The following is a 15,983-nucleotide window of genomic DNA, read 5'->3' as shown; positions in this document are numbered from 1 at the left end:
AGACCTAACTTATTAACTTCGTATATTTTTATTATAATTATCAACTAAAGATATGAATTCACTCGATGTGAGAGGTTGAGAGTACAAATAACCCTGATAAGAATCGCAATTTTCTTGACGCAAAACCTCAAGTTGCTGCTCGTTTTCTACCCCTTCCGCAATTACACTAATGTTCAAGCTATGCCCCATTTGGACTATGGTTCTAAGCAGGATTCGGTCAGCTTCATGTATCGCGCATTCATTAACAAAATATTTATCTATCTTCAGAACATCAACAGGCAGGTGTTTTAAGTATTTCAAACAAGAATATTCTACTCCAAAATCATCCACTGCGATTGAAACCCCTAAAGCCCTTAATTGACCGCATATCTCAGTTACACCTTCTGGGTCTTTCATTAACGTTGATTCAGTAATTTCAATCTGTAACAGATGAGAAGGTAGCTGAACTTCTCTAAGGATTTCACAGATTGCCCTAAAAAGATCGGCGTCATCAAACTGAACAGTAGATACATTAACCGAAACACAAACATCAATACCTTCATCATGCCAAGCCTTTGCTTGCTCGCACGCTCTATTAAGAATCCACTGGCCCAAAGGAACAATTTGTGCGGTCTTTTCAGCGATAGGGATAAATTCAGCAGGTGAGATCACGCCTAATTGAGGATGTTTCCATCGAATCAAAGCCTCAGCCCCAATTATTTTAGCGTCAACTATCGAAACTTTTGGTTGGTAATACAAAACAAACTGATCACTCAATAAAGCCGCTTTTATTTCAGTTTCTATCTGGTGCTGACGAATTGTTTCATTTAATAACTCTTCGTCAAACCAACATACAAATCCAGAGCCCTGTGAAAGGGCTTTGTAAAGGGCAAAATCAGCATTTTTTATCCAAACTTCTACATTATCAGCAGCGTCTTTTGCCAAAGCAACACCAATACTAAAACCGAGCCTGTGGCTAGTATTTTCCATATTGAATAGTGTTTTCTCATGCTGGCGCAGAACATCAACAGCTTCGACCAATTTGGGTCGAAGTTCAGAGCTTTCAACCACTAATACAAACTCATCCCCCCCAAGTCGATAAAACTTACCATACTCTCCCACCAAACGATTGATATGTTTGGCAAAGGCAATCATTAACATATCACCATATCGATACCCGAGACGATCATTTATATTTTTAAAACCATCCAGTCCTATATGGAGTATTCCAAAGCGCTCAGCGTTGTGTATATCAACAATTTTTATATCTTCATAAAAAGCTTGTAAATTAGGCAGTTTTGTTAAATAGTCTGTTACGCTTTGCAGCTGATAAATCTGAGCTTGTTTACGACTCTCCATGTAGAAATAAGTCATCATAGTCGCGAAGATCGTAATGGCACTAGCCTCAGACGCTATCTCTATGAATAGACCAACATCCACAAGACTCAATTGGTATAAGTAACCATTAATTAGCCCGGTTGCCACAGCTATAGACCAAAGAGAACCAGGAAAAAGGACAACATAGCATAGTGGGAGAAGAATCAAGCCGCTTCTAACAACCCCTATGTCTAACGGTTCAACTAATCCACTAAGTAAAAAAAGTGCGACTGCACTAAAGGAAAATAGATGTTTGAGACGGTAATCCGATACCAACAACGCAGTGACCATTAATATTGGCAGCAGAAGAAATACTTTACCCCAAACATGAGCTTGAGCTACCAAACCATATGATACAACCATCACTGAACATAAATAAGCGAGGTAAGCAATAATTGTCACCCACTCTACACGAACATTTTTGCTCACCTTATTACCCTATGATTGCTGAACACACCTTCCTACACAACTTTAAAGCTAGTCGTAAATTACTCCCTTGCCCAATCTGCCACAAAAAAACCTCCTAGCGCGGAGGTTTGGTGTGTTAGTCAGACCAAATTATTTATAAACCTAGATCATCGGCCAACCTCTGGATTTGTTTTAAATCCATTTGATGCACACTGATCATTTGATTGACATGACTCAGGCGAGAGTTTGCTGCGTCTTGCTTATCACACGCATCAGATTTGGCTTCCCATGATGTACCAGCCAAATATAAATCGCAGTCAGCTTTTAATTGCTTTAATTTAGGTTGGAGGCCATCACGCTCTTTTTCCAAAGCCTCAAGCTCTTGCTTCACTTTCAATTCTTGCTGAAATAGCTCACGTGAACGCTCAAGCATAGTCACTTGTATATCTGCCTGCCGATTAAGCTTACGATTTTCTTGGGTCGCTTGTGCAATACTTTGCTTTTGTTGATTAAGCTGTTCTTCAAGAGACATATTGACTTTTTCAAGTTCCGCTACCTGTGAATGTAACGTCTCCAATGTCTCATCATAGGCTAGCTTTTTTTCTTCCATCGCTTGAGATAACTTGGTTTGAATTTCAACATCGACCTGATCAACTTTATCTTTTACTTCATCAAGCAGCTGCTTTTTCTCTTCCACTATTAACTGGTATTTCTTCTCCAAGCCATGATAAGCCTCTTGCCATTTCGACGACGTCAAAGATGAGCCTATAAGGCCACCTAAAGCTGCGCCAAGTATGCCAGCAATGATTATGTATAAATAGCTACGTTTATCCCTCTCTTCAATAACTACCACATCATCATTTTCAACATCAGACTCGTTGTTCACTATTTTGCTCCTACTGATTTAACGCATAAGTTCAGTTACGACCAAGGTGGTGGTATAAACTAAAAAACCTGAAACCAAGGTAATAACGACATATTTTTGCAATTTTTCATTAGTCCTATATCGAATCAACACGAAGGCTAACGCCACTAAAAATACAATAGCAATTAATCTCGTCATACACTCTCCTTAGCCAACCCCAAAATACTCGGACTTTTCTGTCTCTAACTTATACCATTTTTCGACAGCAGTTGGTCAGCATTACGTTCGTTTTACGCGCTTATGACCCAATTATATACATTAATGTATCGGCATCGCCCAAAACAACAGCACACACATCAATTCTTACGCATAAGACAACTTACAGATTTGGGTAGACGCTTAAAATGAGGTATAAATAACTATTTTTTGCCCGAGGTACAATAATGAAACCATTCAAGTTAGATAACAAAAAACGTCGTATTCAAAAGAAACTATTTCTTGGTGAATTTGCAATGCTGGGATTTGAAGTTAGTTGTGATACAAAAATTCAAGATTTCGAAAATTACGACACCTTTGTTGATGAGTTTATCGATTATATTGACGCACTAGACCTAAGTTTTGGTGGCGGCGGCTTAGAGCTTTTTGAAGGTTTTATATGCCATGCACAAAGATATGAAAGTGTAACCAAACAGCAACAAGCAGAAATCGTTACTTGGCTGGAAAAGCGCAATGATGTTAAAGCAGTTCGAGTCGGTGAGTTGGTCGATGCAAACTATTTTTAAATATTAGTGTAGCGCCTTAAACAAGGCGCTACACGTTTTCTTATCTTACTTCCAAACCAAGATTGTATTGCGCTAGACATCGAGTGACATAACTCACCTTTAAAAACGCTGCAATAATAATTGTACTGATATGTGCGGCTATCTGCGCCTCTAGACTGAAGGCATGTGCATACGGATAAGCAATTATCACGCTCACAACCAGCGCTAAAAATGTGATCACTAGACCGATATTTGAAACAGCTAATAGTGTATTAAAAGTATTTCGAGTTGGTTGATTAAGCATAATGACCTCAGTAATTAAGATTGTTTCCAATACATACTGCACTTTCCCTGCCAACTTTAAATTCCATTATTTATCAGAATATTATAAATATTAAATTTACATTGAAGTCAAAATGACCACACAAAATAGTGAGTCATAAAGACTTTATCATGTTAATAACTATTAGTTTAAAATCATTGTTGGATGTAATAAAAATATTGAATTGCATCATAAACATGATATGGTTCTCACGTCGACCACAAGCAGTGGTATCGACTTACTTTTGTTCAATATTTGAACAATCGTTCCGATGAAGATGGCAGGAGAGTGGTTTTTAGCCAGTTTATGTAATTTTGGCCAAATAACCTACCGAAGAAGTAAATCTTTCAGGTGCTGTATACAGCGTGGACTGTCATCGGAGGAACCTCTGGAGAGAACCGTTTAATCGGTCGCCGAAGGAGCAAACTCGCCGCTACATAAGCTGTGAGTGAAACTTTCAGGCAAAAGGACAGAGGAGTGTAAAGAATAAAGCAGCGATTATAACTTTCTGTCCACAATACTTGTAGACCCATTGTTTCTGCCCTTTCACTCTTCTCCTTAGTAACGTTTTATCACTTTGGGGAAATAATGAATAACCTTCAATCTTTACTTAACACTGTCGACAGCTTTGTCTGGGGCCCGCCACTACTTATTTTACTTGTAGGTACAGGTATTTACTTTACCTTTCGTTTAGGATTGCTCCAATTTCGATACCTCCCTACAGCGCTAACAATGTTATTTAGTAAAAATGATTCAAATAAACAGGGAGATGTGTCAAGTTTTGCCGCATTGTGTACAGCCCTTTCCGCGACGATTGGCACAGGTAACATCGTCGGTGTTGCAACCGCAATTAAACTAGGTGGTCCAGGCGCACTATTTTGGATGTGGCTTGCGGCTTTATTTGGCATGGCAACAAAATATGCAGAATGCCTGCTAGCAGTTAAATATCGCAGAGTTGATGCTAATGGCCAAATGATAGGCGGGCCTATGTACTACCTCCAGTACGGCGTCGGTTCAAAATTCCTTGCGATCATGTTCGCTATTTTTGCTCTACTTGTTGCTTGTTTTGGTATTGGGACCTTTCCACAAGTCAATGCCATTTTAGATGCGAGCGAAATTTCATTTGGTGTACCACGAAATGTTTCAGCGATAATTGTTACTGTTTTGGTCGCTTTTGTTACTTTGGGTGGCATCAAATCAATTGCTAAAGTTGCAGGTAAGGTGGTCCCTGCAATGGCTGTATTTTATGTATTAGCATGCCTAAGCGTCATTGTTATCAATGCCGAACACTTGATGAGCGCCCTTAAACTTGTTGTGGTTTCAGCTTTTAATTCTAGTGCTGCAACGGGTGGTTTTTTGGGAGCCAGCATCATGCTCGCCATTCAGTCTGGGATTGCTAGAGGTGTATTCTCTAATGAGTCTGGTCTTGGTAGTGCTCCAATGGCGGCCGCGGCGGCAAAAACAGACTCCTGTGTCAGGCAGGGGCTAATTTCAATGACTGGAACCTTCTTTGATACCATCATCATTTGTACCATGACTGGATTAGCGTTAATTCTAACCGGAGCTTGGCAAAGTGATTTTTCCGGAGCAGCAATGACTACCCATGCATTTGCTGTCGGACTGAATGCAGAGACTCTTGGCCCTGTACTTGTTTCTACTGGACTCATTTTCTTTGCTTTCACAACAATTCTTGGATGGAATTATTATGGTGAGCGCTGTGTGGTGTTTCTATTAGGTACCAAAGCTGTTCTGCCCTACAAGATAATTTTTGTTGTACTCGTTGCATCAGGTGCATTCTTGCATCTGGATATGATTTGGATTATTGCCGATATTGTTAATGGACTGATGGCAATCCCTAACCTTATTGGCTTGCTTGCCTTGCGTCATGTGGTTGCTGAAGAAACGAAACTCTATTTTAATCAAGTAACTGAAATAACAAAAAGTAAAGTCCTTACCTAAATAATTTGTTTTTACTTCCAGCAATGCGAAGCTCTTCAGCTTCGCATTCTTTGCTCACTAAGCTGTTATTCGCTGATTATATATTCAGAGCTTTGAACCAAACGTACTCCCTTAGTAACAAAATCTTGAGCTAATGTATCTGTGTTTTTTGGAAATACGGCACGCGTTGAGGCTAAGTTTAAAATTACGTTAAAACCAGCGCCAATAAGTTGGTCAATCGATTTCTTAACACAAAAGTCTAAAGCCAAGCCACCAACAATCACCGTTTCAATCTTCTTTGAACGTAAATACTCTATACCACCTGTAGACAAAGCTTCAGCCTGATCATGATAGAAAGCTCCATAAGGGTGTGCATCAGGATCCATACCTTTATTTATCTGAAAATCATAATCTCGAATTTTTGGTAGACCTGGCAGTAATTCAGCACCTAACGTCCCTACTATACAATGTGGGTTCCACTTAATATCAACCTCTGGGAGTCCAACGGGTTCAAGCATGTTCTCAGGCTTTTCTGCTTCCCATGCGGCCCCCGAAGGATGCATATCTCTAGAAACTAGGCAAACATGAGCCTTGCTGTGGTTTTCTATTAACTCACTTACTATATCGATAGCCCCCATCACGGGAAGCTCACCTGGACACAAGTCACTGAATCCTTTTTGTGGATCGACATCAATCGATGCTGTTTTATTTTTATCAACTTTTACTGCTTGCAAATACATTTCTTACTCCTAGCATTCCTAACGCAGACAGGTTTGAAAATAAGTCACTCTATTTTCCGCCAGACTAAATACTTGAGCAGGCTTTCCGCCTTTTCCTCGATTGGTCGAAGCCACTTTGTTAGCACTGACAATAACGCCCGTATCAATTAAACGACGTTTGACTGTCATTCTGTTCACCTCAACACCAAATTTTTCATAGGCATTGATAATATCTGACACTAAAAACTCCTTGTCCAAGGTAAATAGGGCTACAGAAGTGTACTCAACGGCTGCTCGAAACTTTTTCCATGCCAGTTTAATCAAATCAACATGATCAAAAGCAAGCATAATTTGATCGTCTAAGATTGTGTTTAGTGGAAACCATTTGAGTTGCTCTTGATCAAGTCCACAATTCTCTATCTGTTCAATATTGGCCATATTAACCAAAGCATAGTGAGCAATAGTGACACTCCAACCCTCAGGATCACGTTTCGGGTTCCCCTCAACCATCGGCTCGCTGATATAATTTGGGTACGTATGAATTTTTTGGCGACAAATACGTTTTCGCGCAGCCTCAAAATCTTTATCTGCCTGTTGACCTCCATCGTGGGACATATCTTGCTCGAAAACAAACCCGCCAGGAATCGCCCACAAACCTTGTTGTGGACGATCAGGGTTAGTTCTTTTAATCAACAAGGTTTCTAATCCTTTTCCACCGAGCCTAAGGCATATCATGTCAATAGTGACAATCATCATAGATTCTCTCAGTACTTTACTGGCAAGTACATTACCACTGAAAAGTAGCAGGTCAATAAGAAAGTAACAATTGGTGATTAACCTCATTTAAATCGTATCTTCATACGATTAGATATGTAGATTAGCTTTTAATTCTACCTACAAATTATTCTTTGGAATATTGATCCATAGTTAATAACAAAATTTGACAAACTATATATGCATTGATTAAAGTTCCCTAGATCGAGAATATAACTGACATAATTAGGATGGCTTAATGAGCGCCGCATTGTTTAAAGATACTATCATCCAAAGTGCATTAGACCTTGATGTATACAAGATCAATATGATGTTCGCTGCTCGAAAGTACTACCCTAATACCCAAGTTCGCTACGAACTCATCGTTCGCTCAAGTGAAGACCTTTCAGATATAGAAATCGATGTTGCAAGAGAAATTAACAAGCTTGCGAGCTATCAATTTACGAAACAAGAAATAGGCTACTTAAGACAACAAGCTTCTTATCTGGACGATGGTTTTTTTTCCTATCTTAGTAAATTCAAGTTCAAGCCAAAGCAGCAAATTTCAGTGACAACAGTTGGTGGCCAGTTACGTGTTTCCATCGGTGGTATTTGGCATGAAACCATTCTCTATGAAACACTTGTGATGAGTATCATTTCCGAAGTACGCAATAAAACTCACTGGAGCAACATTCCATATCAACAGTTTATTCATGTTCTCGAGAGCAAAATAACCTTCTTGCGATCTGAATTGAAAAAAAAAGGGATAAAGAACTTCCAATTTTCAGAGATGGGAAGCCGCCGCCGCTTCAGTTCAAAAGTACATTATGATTTAGTCCATTACCTCCACCACAATGTGCCCGATTTAATGTCTGGCACAAGTAATTATCACCTAGCAAAACAATTAGACTTAAAACCAATAGGTACCGTCGCTCACGAATGGTTTATGGCACACCAGCAACTCGGTGATCCTCTTCTTTCACAAAAAATCGCCTTAGATATTTGGCATCAGGCTTTTAACGGTATGCTTGGTATCGCCTTAACAGATACCATAGGTATTGATGCATTCTTAAAAGATTTTACTTACGAGTACGCTACAGCTTATGCCGGTGTCCGCCATGACTCTGGTTGCCCATTTAAATGGGGTGATAAAATCCTGGCCCATTATCAATCACTAGGTATTGACCCCAAGTCAAAGGCTTTGATATTTACTGATGGACTTAACTTTGAACGCGCACTCGAAATATGCGAGTACTTCAATGGTCGCGCAACGATTAGCTTTGGTATAGGTACATTCCTAGCCAATGACATGGGTGATTGGTCTGACTCACATGATACTTATCAACCTTTATCTATGGTGATTAAGATGACGGAATGTAACGGAGCTGCTGTTGCAAAAATCAGTGATGAACCAGAAAAAGCCATGTGTGAGGACCCCGTATTTCTCACAGATCTAAAGCAATATTTCGGTCTTCCCAATACACTCGATAAAGCGAGCTAACACTAAAAACGTTTGAAGTGCCTTAGGTGAATCGCTAAGTCATACTTGATTCAGTCTTCGCTCATTAACTTAATACCTAACCCCACCAAAACCGCACCTGTTGTTGCCTCCATCCTACGCAAGAAGTTGGCATTACTGATAATGTTTTTAGCACAACTTAGCGACACAGCTAAACCACTTTGCCAAACCATGGCAATTACAAAATGAATACTTGCCATCGCCATTGTTTGGCCGATTACAGAACCCTCGGGGTTTATGAACTGGGGTAAAAAAGCCAAGTAGAATACGGCCGTTTTAGGGTTAAGCACATTCGACAAAAAGCCTTCTCTTACCGAGCGTTTTATGTTGCTTTTGTGTTGAACTCTTGACCAACCGATGGCATCAGACTTGCCCTTGTATATATCTTTGATTGTGCTTACTCCTAGCCAAATGAGGTAAACAGCACCTATCATTTTGACCATGCTAAACACCTCTGCTGATTGTGCTAAAATTGCGGAGATTCCCACAGCAGACAAGGTCGCATGCACAAATAGACCAAAACAGATGCCAAGACTGGCAGCTATCCCATCTTTAGCCCCTCCTCGTGAAGCGTTTCGTATCACTAATGCCGTATCTAGACCAGGCGTTAAGGTCAAAATGGTAATGGCAATTAAAAAGGCTTCTGCATTGGCGATCATCCTGACTCCTAAACAAAGATTTCTACGGTACTCTCACTTTTCACAACTCTTTTTAACATCAAATTGTATTGTTGGAAAACACTAATATTTATTTTGAGTTAATGAATATGATTCCAAAACGTGAGATATAAAAGATATTTAATCGCATTATTAACTCGTGGGCACTTGGTCTCAGCGATTGAGATTGATACACTTTTAACCTTATAAATAGTCAAGGAAGAACTCTAATGAGCGCATTCGAAAAACTAAAGCAACACTCCCATAAGATCTCTCATTTCAATCACCTTGCAGCTATCTGCGGCTGGGACCAAGCGGCAGTTATGCCAAGTGGTGGAAACCAGGCTCGTTCCAAGGCCATGGCTGAATTATCTGTCCACATCCATAATCTGCACACTCTGCCACAACTAGAAGATTGGTTTAATCAAGCGGAAAATGAACCTCTTGAATCATCAGATAAAGCAACATTACAAGAGCTAAAGCGCCAATGGCAACAAGCCAACGTATTACCAGAGACCTTAGTCCAAGCCAAGTCTTTAGCCGGCTCAAAGTGCGAACATGCATGGCGTACCCAGCGAAAAGACAATGACTGGGCTGGCTTTGAAAAAAATTGGGCTGAAGTCGTTCAATTTTCTCAAGAAGAAGCACAGATCAGAGCAGAGGCAAATGGCACAACACCTTATGACGCCATGTTGGATATTTATGAGCCGGGCACCAATTCTGCATCTCTTGATAAGCTTTTTTCCGATGTAAAAAGTTGGCTACCCGATCTTATCAACCAAGTGATCGAACAACAGTCAAGTGATCAATACCTAATTCCTGAGGGAAAGTTTTCATCGGCGAAACAAAAAGCGTTAGGTTTAGAAGTCATGAAGATGCTTCAATTTGACTTCAACCACGGGCGTTTAGACGAAAGCATGCACCCTTTTTGTGGTGGTATTCCTTCAGATGTTCGCATCACAACTCGCTATGATGAGAATGAATTCGCTCAGTCATTAATGGGGATTATTCATGAAACAGGCCATGCCCGCTACGAGCAAGGATTGCCCAAATCATTATCTGGCCTTCCTTCCGGCCAAGCTCGTTCTATGGGTATTCATGAATCACAGTCACTATTTTTTGAAATGCAAATAGGCCGAAGTAATAGTTTCATCGCTCATTTAGCGGATTATGCCGCAAAACATTTTGATGGGCATAATCCTGAGCTTTTCTCACAACAAAACTTTCATAAGTTATACACTCGCGTGAAAAAAGATTTTATCCGCGTAGACGCCGATGAACTCACCTACCCTGCTCATGTGATACTTCGCTATGAAATTGAGCGTGATTTGATCAACGGAAAGATTAAGCATACCGATGTACCAGAATTGTGGAATGATAAAATGCAAATCTATCTTGGCCTTTCAACCGAAGGCAACTACCGCAATGGGTGCATGCAAGATATCCACTGGACCGACGGAGCATTTGGTTACTTCCCTTCCTACACTTTAGGTGCTATGTATGCCGCTCAGTTTATGGCATCAATGCAAAACAGTGTCGATGTGGATGCTGCTATTCGATCGGGTGATCTCACTCCTATCTTTAACTGGCTATCAGATAACATTTGGAGCAAGGGAAGCTTGTTGACCACAGATGAGTTGGTCAAACAAGCGACAGGTGAAACACTCAATGCGGCACATTTCCAAAACCATTTGAGAAATCGTTATCTCTGATAATTTTGATTAGGTGGGTGCCATGCACTCACCTTTCTGGCACGCTTCTGGACAAAAGTCATTTACGCAAAATCAGTGATACATCAAAGAAAACCTCAAAATGACGTGGATAATTTATCTTTTTCTTTACTGGTGTATGTCCAATATTAAACGCCAAAAATTAACTATTGACGCCATAGTCTCGTGTTAGATGCCAGTTCGCTGAACCTGATTTTAGTAGTGGTAACGACACGAAATTATCGTTATCGCTTGATCATCGACTGCGTAAAAGAGTCTATTAGTATCGTCAATACGACGAGACCAAAAACCAGATAAGTTCTCTTTTAACGGTTCAGGTTTACCAATGCCCTCAAAAGGAGAACGCTTAACATCATTAATGAGTTTGTTTATGCGCCTGAGTGTTTTCTTGTCTTGAGTTTGCCAATACATGTAATCATCCCAAGCGTCATCAGTCCACGCCAGTAAACGTTGACTACTCATCAATCAACTCTCGTGCTGTTGTTTTACCAGCGCGATACTGTGCTATTGAACGGTTTAAGTGCTCAGCATTTTGAGGAGAGCGTAGTAAGTGAACTGTCTCCATAAGGCTATTGTAATAGTCTAAAGACATAACCACAGCATCTTCAGAGTCACGGCGAGTAATGACGGTTGTATCAGCGTCATTAACTACACCGTCCAAAATAGCTTTCAGACTATTTCTAGCTTCAGTAAAAGATACGATTCTCATAAGAACCTCCACATGTACGTTTAATGGAACAAGTATAGTATTCACCATTCTACTTGTACAGTAAATTGAACATGTTATATTGATAAGGCAACTAACATTGTGAATAATCGGCCGACTCGTTTTCCGGCATGTACACTTTCATCTAATCTAACATAAGCCACTAAAAAACCAGTATATACATCATATTTCACATTCTGGCATCACATAAAAACGAGCAGACGCGTTATCACTTTTCAATAGTGCATGCTATCTAAAGATAAAATAACGATAATCCACTTACTTAACAATGACTTATAACTACCCTTATCGACAAAACAAGCCATTTTTATACTTAAATTCAATAAACTGTCTAAAAGCAGGGATGGGAGGCAAGAGATGGCAAGCAAATTTTTAGAAGACATTCGACTACATATGCGAATGCGAGGATACAGTCTCAAAACTGAAAAGGCTTATTTATATTGGATTATAGGCTAGTAAACCACAGCGAGGTTCTAACCCGCTTATTCTCACAGAGTACCCCCACTCAATCTGGTACGACCAGTTAATGATACAATTAACAATAAAAAGATGATAGTCTGCCCAACTGTTCAAAAATTAATCAGGCCATATCTATGGAATCAGTGTTAAAAAGATCTAATAAATGTTTTTCTGATACTTCAGATTTTATCGAAACCCACGAAGACTCAAAAAGAACACGCGTGATGGCCATGGATGATGTGAATAACATTATAAGACAAAAGCTATTCAATCATAGACTGGCTATATTAAGCGGTTTTTGGTTACCTTTACATACTCTAAGCCATAAACTTGAAACAATAAGAGATACTCAAGATCCCAATATACCCGCATTGATTCCACTAGGACTTAAAGAAAGAGGGCATTTCAGAACATGTGACCACATCGTCCTCGGTATTATCCAAAATGGACATATGTATGTTTTAGATTCAAAGTTGAACCCATTACATAACTTCGATTATAGTGCAAAAATCAAAGCGTTGAGCACTGGATTTCAAGACATTTCTGATAGAACCAACTGCGGTAGGTATGCCGTAAATACCGCCATACAACTTGGACAAGCGCTTGACCATAACCCGAACTCAGATCTAAATCAGCTAGTAGAAACCATGCAAAGGCCTAATCTCATGAAGATTCAGCGCGAGTATGCGAAATACATGTGGTGATCTGCTCTAAAGCCGAATTCTGAATCAGTCTCTGAGCATTTTATCTTCCCTCAATAACGCGACGATTCTTTACCCAACAATTTAATGTAAGTAGGAATAATTATGAACTCAATCTCATTAAGTTCTATTGGACGCATCACAGAACATAGCAATGAGTTGAAGAACAACTCACCAACAACAATCCTACTAAATGGACGTTCATATACGGCAACAACCTTGGAAAATGGAGAAATAGGAGTAAACCGAAACTATTCTGGGTTAATGAGCAACTTACTTAGGCCTTTGACCGCAATCTATGATTTTTTTGCACGGGGGGGCACCACTGAAACTCGGGCAAATACTCTAGAAAATTTGATTAGGCAAGCTGGATTTAGCCAGAATAATTTAGGCAATGATTCTCTTGTTAGCAGACAGAATTCAATTGAAGAATTTGAAGATCTTGAGATTGATGATGAGGATCTCTCGTTGATGAATCAAGATGCCATAGCTCGTAAAGAAATGAATAAAACCGAAATGCTCTCACCAACCAATATTTCTCTGGCAATCAAAGGTGAATTGGGCGAAACGTTTTATCAAGAGAGTAAGATAGGCATCATAGACTGCCAGCAATCGACTCTCAATGACCTCGATAACACCATTAATGAGATTAAAGTTGCTAATTCACCCCATAACACACTACTCATACCCATTGGATTGACAGAAAGACCGAGTAGACCTACAGGGCATGCTGTATTAGGAGTGGTTCAAGGTGAAAATACTTACATCATTGACCCAAAAAGAAACCTTTTCTACTTGACTGATTACAAGGGCACTAATATCACTGCGCTTAGTACTTACTTCCAAGGTTTGACAGATGGAAAGAACTGCGGGCGTTACACCGCTTATACCGCTATTCAACTGGCTCATAGACTTCAGCTCGAACCTGATACGGATATACCAGAGTTCGTAGAAGCAATGGCTAAGACCAAACCGAATCTTAGCGATATACAAGAGAAATACGCAGAGTTTATGCTTTAAAGATATCTTTAAAGCTCTCTAAACTACCTAACGATTAGTGCTAATAGCTAAAGCACTAGTCCTATCAGATATAGATATTGTTTATCTATATGTTCGACCTCGGTGATAATGAATGATTGTCAAAGAGTACATCATTGTTTTTATATAAAACAATATAATATATAAGGGTATAATAATGAATGTATTAGTAGAGACTTTTGAAGAGTTAGGTATTGATGCCAAGTTTGATTCTACAGGAAAATTTAGCTGCATACTGCAAAGTCAAGAAAGTGATCCGCTTCTTCTTGTCGCATACCTAGATCATGATAATCGAGTACTTAAACTTTCGGTTACCACTCACAATGAAGTGCCAAACACCATACACTCAGAATTTTTCTCTGACTTTGCTTCAAAGGCAATGGAGCCCTTTCGCGATGGCATCGGAATAGGTGTACTAGAAGGTGCAAAAAACATCACTGTTTATCAGTCCATTAAAACTACGGATATCCGAAAAGAATTCATCGTTATAACGCTAGAGTCCCTAGTTAAAGAAGCTGAGAACTGGAATAAAAAGTTAGCCCATTATCCTGACGAAATACCCTCTAAGCGTACTGATAGCCCATTGCTGAAACCTCAAATACGACCATTTTCTAGATTCTGAGTTGTCTCAGCTAAACCAAATCGCTATCAAGCTGTTAAATTAATCAATATAAACCTAAACTACTGATAAATACACAAACTGAATCTGCATAATAATGTTACTGTACTTTGTGCTGGAGGCTGACATGAAGATGAATCTACTAAAGCGGTTTATCAAAGATAAAATATTTGGTAAAACCTCAAATTCTGCCACTGGCATTCAGGTCGCAGAAATGGCCGATGCTCGCATGGGCGCCATGTATATGTTAGCCAGCACTGAAATCACCAAAGTAGCAACAATATCCAATGCCCATTTTTTTAGTGCGTTTGTCGTAGGTACTGAACCTCTTTCTGATTTTAAGCAAGCTGCCGATAGCTTGCTTAGTAATACTGAAACAATGGCAAAATTAAAGAGAACTAAAGCGGCGAAAAAATTATCCAAAGCCGCTAATAAAGTCTCTGAAGTTACCACCGCCATGAAAAATAACATCAAGGAGCTATTCGCAAAATTTTTCCGTACTTTGCTTGATAAAGTACAACACATTTATGGTGATTTACTCCACGGGATAGAATGGCTAGCAGAAATGGGGTCTTGGCTTATTAGCAAATTCGCTGGTAATTTGGCGGATGTAGTTCCTGGCTGGGGGCACGTAAGAGGTGCTTCAGCACTATATTCAGATGTAAAAAAATCTGTATTGAAATCTCAAGACCTCATCACCCAAATTTATAAGGGAAGAGGTGTAGAACTGCTAAGTGGTCATCCTAGTATTATTTCTAAAGCTCTTGCTCGCCACTCTGCTGCAGGCGCTCTAGGTGGCATAAAAGACTTTACCTTCACTGTAGCAGGTATTGCTGGTGCTACTGCCGTTGGTGTAGGTACACTCGTCAGTTTTGTCATCAGTGTTTTAGAGCGCATTATTAAGCTGGTCGATTTTTTTGTTCAGCGTTCGCTACTACAAAAAACACTCAGCCGCGCAAAAAAAGAGTGGTTAAACCGTACTTCTAACGCCAGCATGATCAATAATCACAAAATGTTTTCCGAATGGTTCCAGAGCGCTGTTATTACTACCCCTATCATCGCAGCACTTGTGATGGGTAGCGGATTTGTCGGCCACCCATATAGATTTGCTCGGCTACTCACGCCCAAACTAGAAGCGATATCACAGGGTGAATTTGATAAATCCGTCGTTTATATTGATAAACTAAAATCGCTATCAACAAAATATGTCCAAGAATATATAGGCAGCTATAAGATAGACTTTTCCAGCTCAGATGGCGTAGTTAATGCGAGACTTAATGAGCTTAAAAAAGGAAAAGGATTACTCGATGGTCATGAGTATGCGGTTCAATCATCACCTCAGTATCAAACCACATCTGTCTAGAAGATAAAAACCAAGGTAAAAACCTTGGTTTTAACTCGGTAACAGCCTG

At 39.7% G+C, this 15,983-nt stretch carries 17 protein-coding genes and 1 riboswitch; of the genes, 8 read left to right on the top strand and 9 right to left on the bottom strand.

The features are described from left to right. Positions 1-12 precede the first annotated feature (12 nt). The 3 genes from OCV27_RS06760 to OCV27_RS06750 form a co-directional block, all read right to left on the bottom strand. Positions 13-1,785, bottom strand: coding sequence for a putative bifunctional diguanylate cyclase/phosphodiesterase (locus OCV27_RS06760; protein WP_337969417.1), 1,773 nt, complete (start codon positions 1,783-1,785; stop codon positions 13-15). Positions 1,786-1,918: 133 nt separating this feature from the next. Beyond that, positions 1,919-2,650 carry a chromosome partitioning protein ParA gene (locus OCV27_RS06755; protein ID WP_125322336.1) on the bottom strand — a complete coding sequence of 244 codons (732 nt, stop codon included), beginning with the start codon at positions 2,648-2,650 and terminating at the stop codon, positions 1,919-1,921. An 18-nt stretch (positions 2,651-2,668) separates the two neighbouring features. Continuing rightward, positions 2,669-2,827 carry a hypothetical protein gene (locus tag OCV27_RS06750; protein WP_171360678.1) on the bottom strand — a complete coding sequence of 53 codons (159 nt, stop codon included), beginning with the start codon at positions 2,825-2,827 and terminating at the stop codon, positions 2,669-2,671. A gap of 245 nt (positions 2,828-3,072) precedes the next feature. Here OCV27_RS06750 and OCV27_RS06745 point away from each other — a divergent pair, with 245 nt between their 5' ends. Next, positions 3,073-3,411: a 50S ribosome-binding protein YggL gene (locus OCV27_RS06745; protein ID WP_125322337.1), complete on the top strand. Its 339-nt coding sequence runs from the start codon at positions 3,073-3,075 to the stop codon at positions 3,409-3,411. Between the two features lie 40 nt (positions 3,412-3,451). Here the strand turns inward: OCV27_RS06745 and OCV27_RS06740 are convergent, their stop codons facing one another. Next, complete coding sequence (locus tag OCV27_RS06740; RefSeq protein WP_125322358.1) at positions 3,452-3,694, bottom strand: hypothetical protein; 243 nt, start codon at positions 3,692-3,694, stop codon at positions 3,452-3,454. Positions 3,695-4,090: 396 nt separating this feature from the next. Beyond that, positions 4,091-4,195, top strand: a riboswitch (glycine riboswitch). Positions 4,196-4,300: 105 nt separating this feature from the next. On the opposite strand from OCV27_RS06740, the gene OCV27_RS06735 reads away from it, so the two are divergent. Next, complete coding sequence (locus tag OCV27_RS06735; protein ID WP_125322338.1) at positions 4,301-5,671, top strand: alanine/glycine:cation symporter family protein; 1,371 nt, start codon at positions 4,301-4,303, stop codon at positions 5,669-5,671. Positions 5,672-5,736: 65 nt separating this feature from the next. On the opposite strand, the gene OCV27_RS06730 is transcribed toward OCV27_RS06735, so the two are convergent. Together OCV27_RS06730 and OCV27_RS06725 are read right to left on the bottom strand one after the other, a co-directional pair. Then, positions 5,737-6,390 (bottom strand): isochorismatase family protein, encoded by a 654-nt coding sequence (locus OCV27_RS06730; protein ID WP_125322339.1) that lies wholly within the window; start codon positions 6,388-6,390, stop codon positions 5,737-5,739. Positions 6,391-6,408: 18 nt separating this feature from the next. Beyond that, positions 6,409-7,122: an NUDIX hydrolase gene (locus OCV27_RS06725; protein ID WP_125322359.1), complete on the bottom strand. Its 714-nt coding sequence runs from the start codon at positions 7,120-7,122 to the stop codon at positions 6,409-6,411. Positions 7,123-7,381: 259 nt separating this feature from the next. Between OCV27_RS06725 and pncB the strand changes: the two genes are divergently transcribed. Next, on the top strand, positions 7,382-8,623 hold the full coding sequence (gene pncB, locus OCV27_RS06720) for a nicotinate phosphoribosyltransferase (RefSeq protein ID WP_125322340.1): 1,242 nt from the start codon (positions 7,382-7,384) through the stop codon (positions 8,621-8,623). A gap of 50 nt (positions 8,624-8,673) precedes the next feature. Here the strand turns inward: pncB and OCV27_RS06715 are convergent, their stop codons facing one another. Beyond that, on the bottom strand, positions 8,674-9,300 hold the full coding sequence (locus OCV27_RS06715) for a LysE family translocator (RefSeq protein WP_125322341.1): 627 nt from the start codon (positions 9,298-9,300) through the stop codon (positions 8,674-8,676). 227 nt (positions 9,301-9,527) lie between these two features. Between OCV27_RS06715 and OCV27_RS06710 the strand changes: the two genes are divergently transcribed. Further along, positions 9,528-11,009, top strand: a complete 1,482-nt coding sequence (locus OCV27_RS06710; RefSeq protein ID WP_125322342.1) for a carboxypeptidase M32 — start codon at positions 9,528-9,530, stop codon at positions 11,007-11,009. 213 nt (positions 11,010-11,222) lie between these two features. Here OCV27_RS06710 and OCV27_RS06705 read toward each other — a convergent pair whose 3' ends face one another. Together OCV27_RS06705 and OCV27_RS06700 are read right to left on the bottom strand one after the other, a co-directional pair. Beyond that, on the bottom strand, positions 11,223-11,489 hold the full coding sequence (locus tag OCV27_RS06705) for a Txe/YoeB family addiction module toxin (protein ID WP_125322343.1): 267 nt from the start codon (positions 11,487-11,489) through the stop codon (positions 11,223-11,225). After that, positions 11,482-11,736, bottom strand: a complete 255-nt coding sequence (locus OCV27_RS06700) for a type II toxin-antitoxin system Phd/YefM family antitoxin (RefSeq protein ID WP_125322344.1) — start codon at positions 11,734-11,736, stop codon at positions 11,482-11,484. The genes OCV27_RS06705 and OCV27_RS06700 overlap by 8 nt, the downstream gene beginning before the upstream one ends. Positions 11,737-12,347: 611 nt before the next feature. On the opposite strand from OCV27_RS06700, the gene OCV27_RS06695 reads away from it, so the two are divergent. From OCV27_RS06695 to OCV27_RS06680, 4 genes are all read left to right on the top strand, one after another. Continuing rightward, positions 12,348-12,917, top strand: a complete 570-nt coding sequence (locus tag OCV27_RS06695) for a hypothetical protein (RefSeq protein ID WP_125322345.1) — start codon at positions 12,348-12,350, stop codon at positions 12,915-12,917. Positions 12,918-13,019: 102 nt separating this feature from the next. Further along, complete coding sequence (locus OCV27_RS06690) at positions 13,020-13,934, top strand: hypothetical protein (protein ID WP_125322346.1); 915 nt, start codon at positions 13,020-13,022, stop codon at positions 13,932-13,934. A 175-nt stretch (positions 13,935-14,109) separates the two neighbouring features. Further along, positions 14,110-14,574 carry a hypothetical protein gene (locus OCV27_RS06685; RefSeq protein ID WP_125322347.1) on the top strand — a complete coding sequence of 155 codons (465 nt, stop codon included), beginning with the start codon at positions 14,110-14,112 and terminating at the stop codon, positions 14,572-14,574. Positions 14,575-14,698: 124 nt separating this feature from the next. Then, a complete protein-coding gene (locus OCV27_RS06680; protein WP_125322348.1) occupies positions 14,699-15,934 on the top strand; it encodes a hypothetical protein in 1,236 nt (411 codons plus the stop codon). The last annotated feature ends 49 nt before the right edge of the window (positions 15,935-15,983 follow it).

Source organism: Vibrio pectenicida, from assembly GCA_024347015.1.
Lineage (GTDB): Bacteria > Pseudomonadota > Gammaproteobacteria > Enterobacterales > Vibrionaceae > Vibrio > Vibrio pectenicida.
Note: the sequence above shows the minus strand (reverse complement) of the source record. Positions and strands in the feature narration are given on the sequence as shown.

Bases quoted from the DNA above. Each gene is read 5' to 3' on its own strand.
- OCV27_RS06750 (WP_171360678.1), bottom strand. From the start codon at position 2,827: ATGACGAGATTAATTGCTATTGTATTTTTAGTGGCGTTAGCCTTCGTG.
- OCV27_RS06745 (WP_125322337.1), top strand. From the start codon at position 3,073: ATGAAACCATTCAAGTTAGATAACAAAAAACGTCGTATTCAAAAGAAA.
- OCV27_RS06740 (WP_125322358.1), bottom strand. From the start codon at position 3,694: ATGCTTAATCAACCAACTCGAAATACTTTTAATACACTATTAGCTGTT.
- OCV27_RS06735 (WP_125322338.1), top strand. From the start codon at position 4,301: ATGAATAACCTTCAATCTTTACTTAACACTGTCGACAGCTTTGTCTGG.
- OCV27_RS06730 (WP_125322339.1), bottom strand. From the start codon at position 6,390: ATGTATTTGCAAGCAGTAAAAGTTGATAAAAATAAAACAGCATCGATT.
- OCV27_RS06725 (WP_125322359.1), bottom strand. From the start codon at position 7,122: ATGATTGTCACTATTGACATGATATGCCTTAGGCTCGGTGGAAAAGGA.
- pncB (WP_125322340.1), top strand. From the start codon at position 7,382: ATGAGCGCCGCATTGTTTAAAGATACTATCATCCAAAGTGCATTAGAC.
- OCV27_RS06715 (WP_125322341.1), bottom strand. From the start codon at position 9,300: ATGATCGCCAATGCAGAAGCCTTTTTAATTGCCATTACCATTTTGACC.
- OCV27_RS06710 (WP_125322342.1), top strand. From the start codon at position 9,528: ATGAGCGCATTCGAAAAACTAAAGCAACACTCCCATAAGATCTCTCAT.
- OCV27_RS06705 (WP_125322343.1), bottom strand. From the start codon at position 11,489: ATGAGTAGTCAACGTTTACTGGCGTGGACTGATGACGCTTGGGATGAT.
- OCV27_RS06700 (WP_125322344.1), bottom strand. From the start codon at position 11,736: ATGAGAATCGTATCTTTTACTGAAGCTAGAAATAGTCTGAAAGCTATT.
- OCV27_RS06695 (WP_125322345.1), top strand. From the start codon at position 12,348: ATGGAATCAGTGTTAAAAAGATCTAATAAATGTTTTTCTGATACTTCA.
- OCV27_RS06690 (WP_125322346.1), top strand. From the start codon at position 13,020: ATGAACTCAATCTCATTAAGTTCTATTGGACGCATCACAGAACATAGC.
- OCV27_RS06685 (WP_125322347.1), top strand. From the start codon at position 14,110: ATGAATGTATTAGTAGAGACTTTTGAAGAGTTAGGTATTGATGCCAAG.
- OCV27_RS06680 (WP_125322348.1), top strand. From the start codon at position 14,699: ATGAAGATGAATCTACTAAAGCGGTTTATCAAAGATAAAATATTTGGT.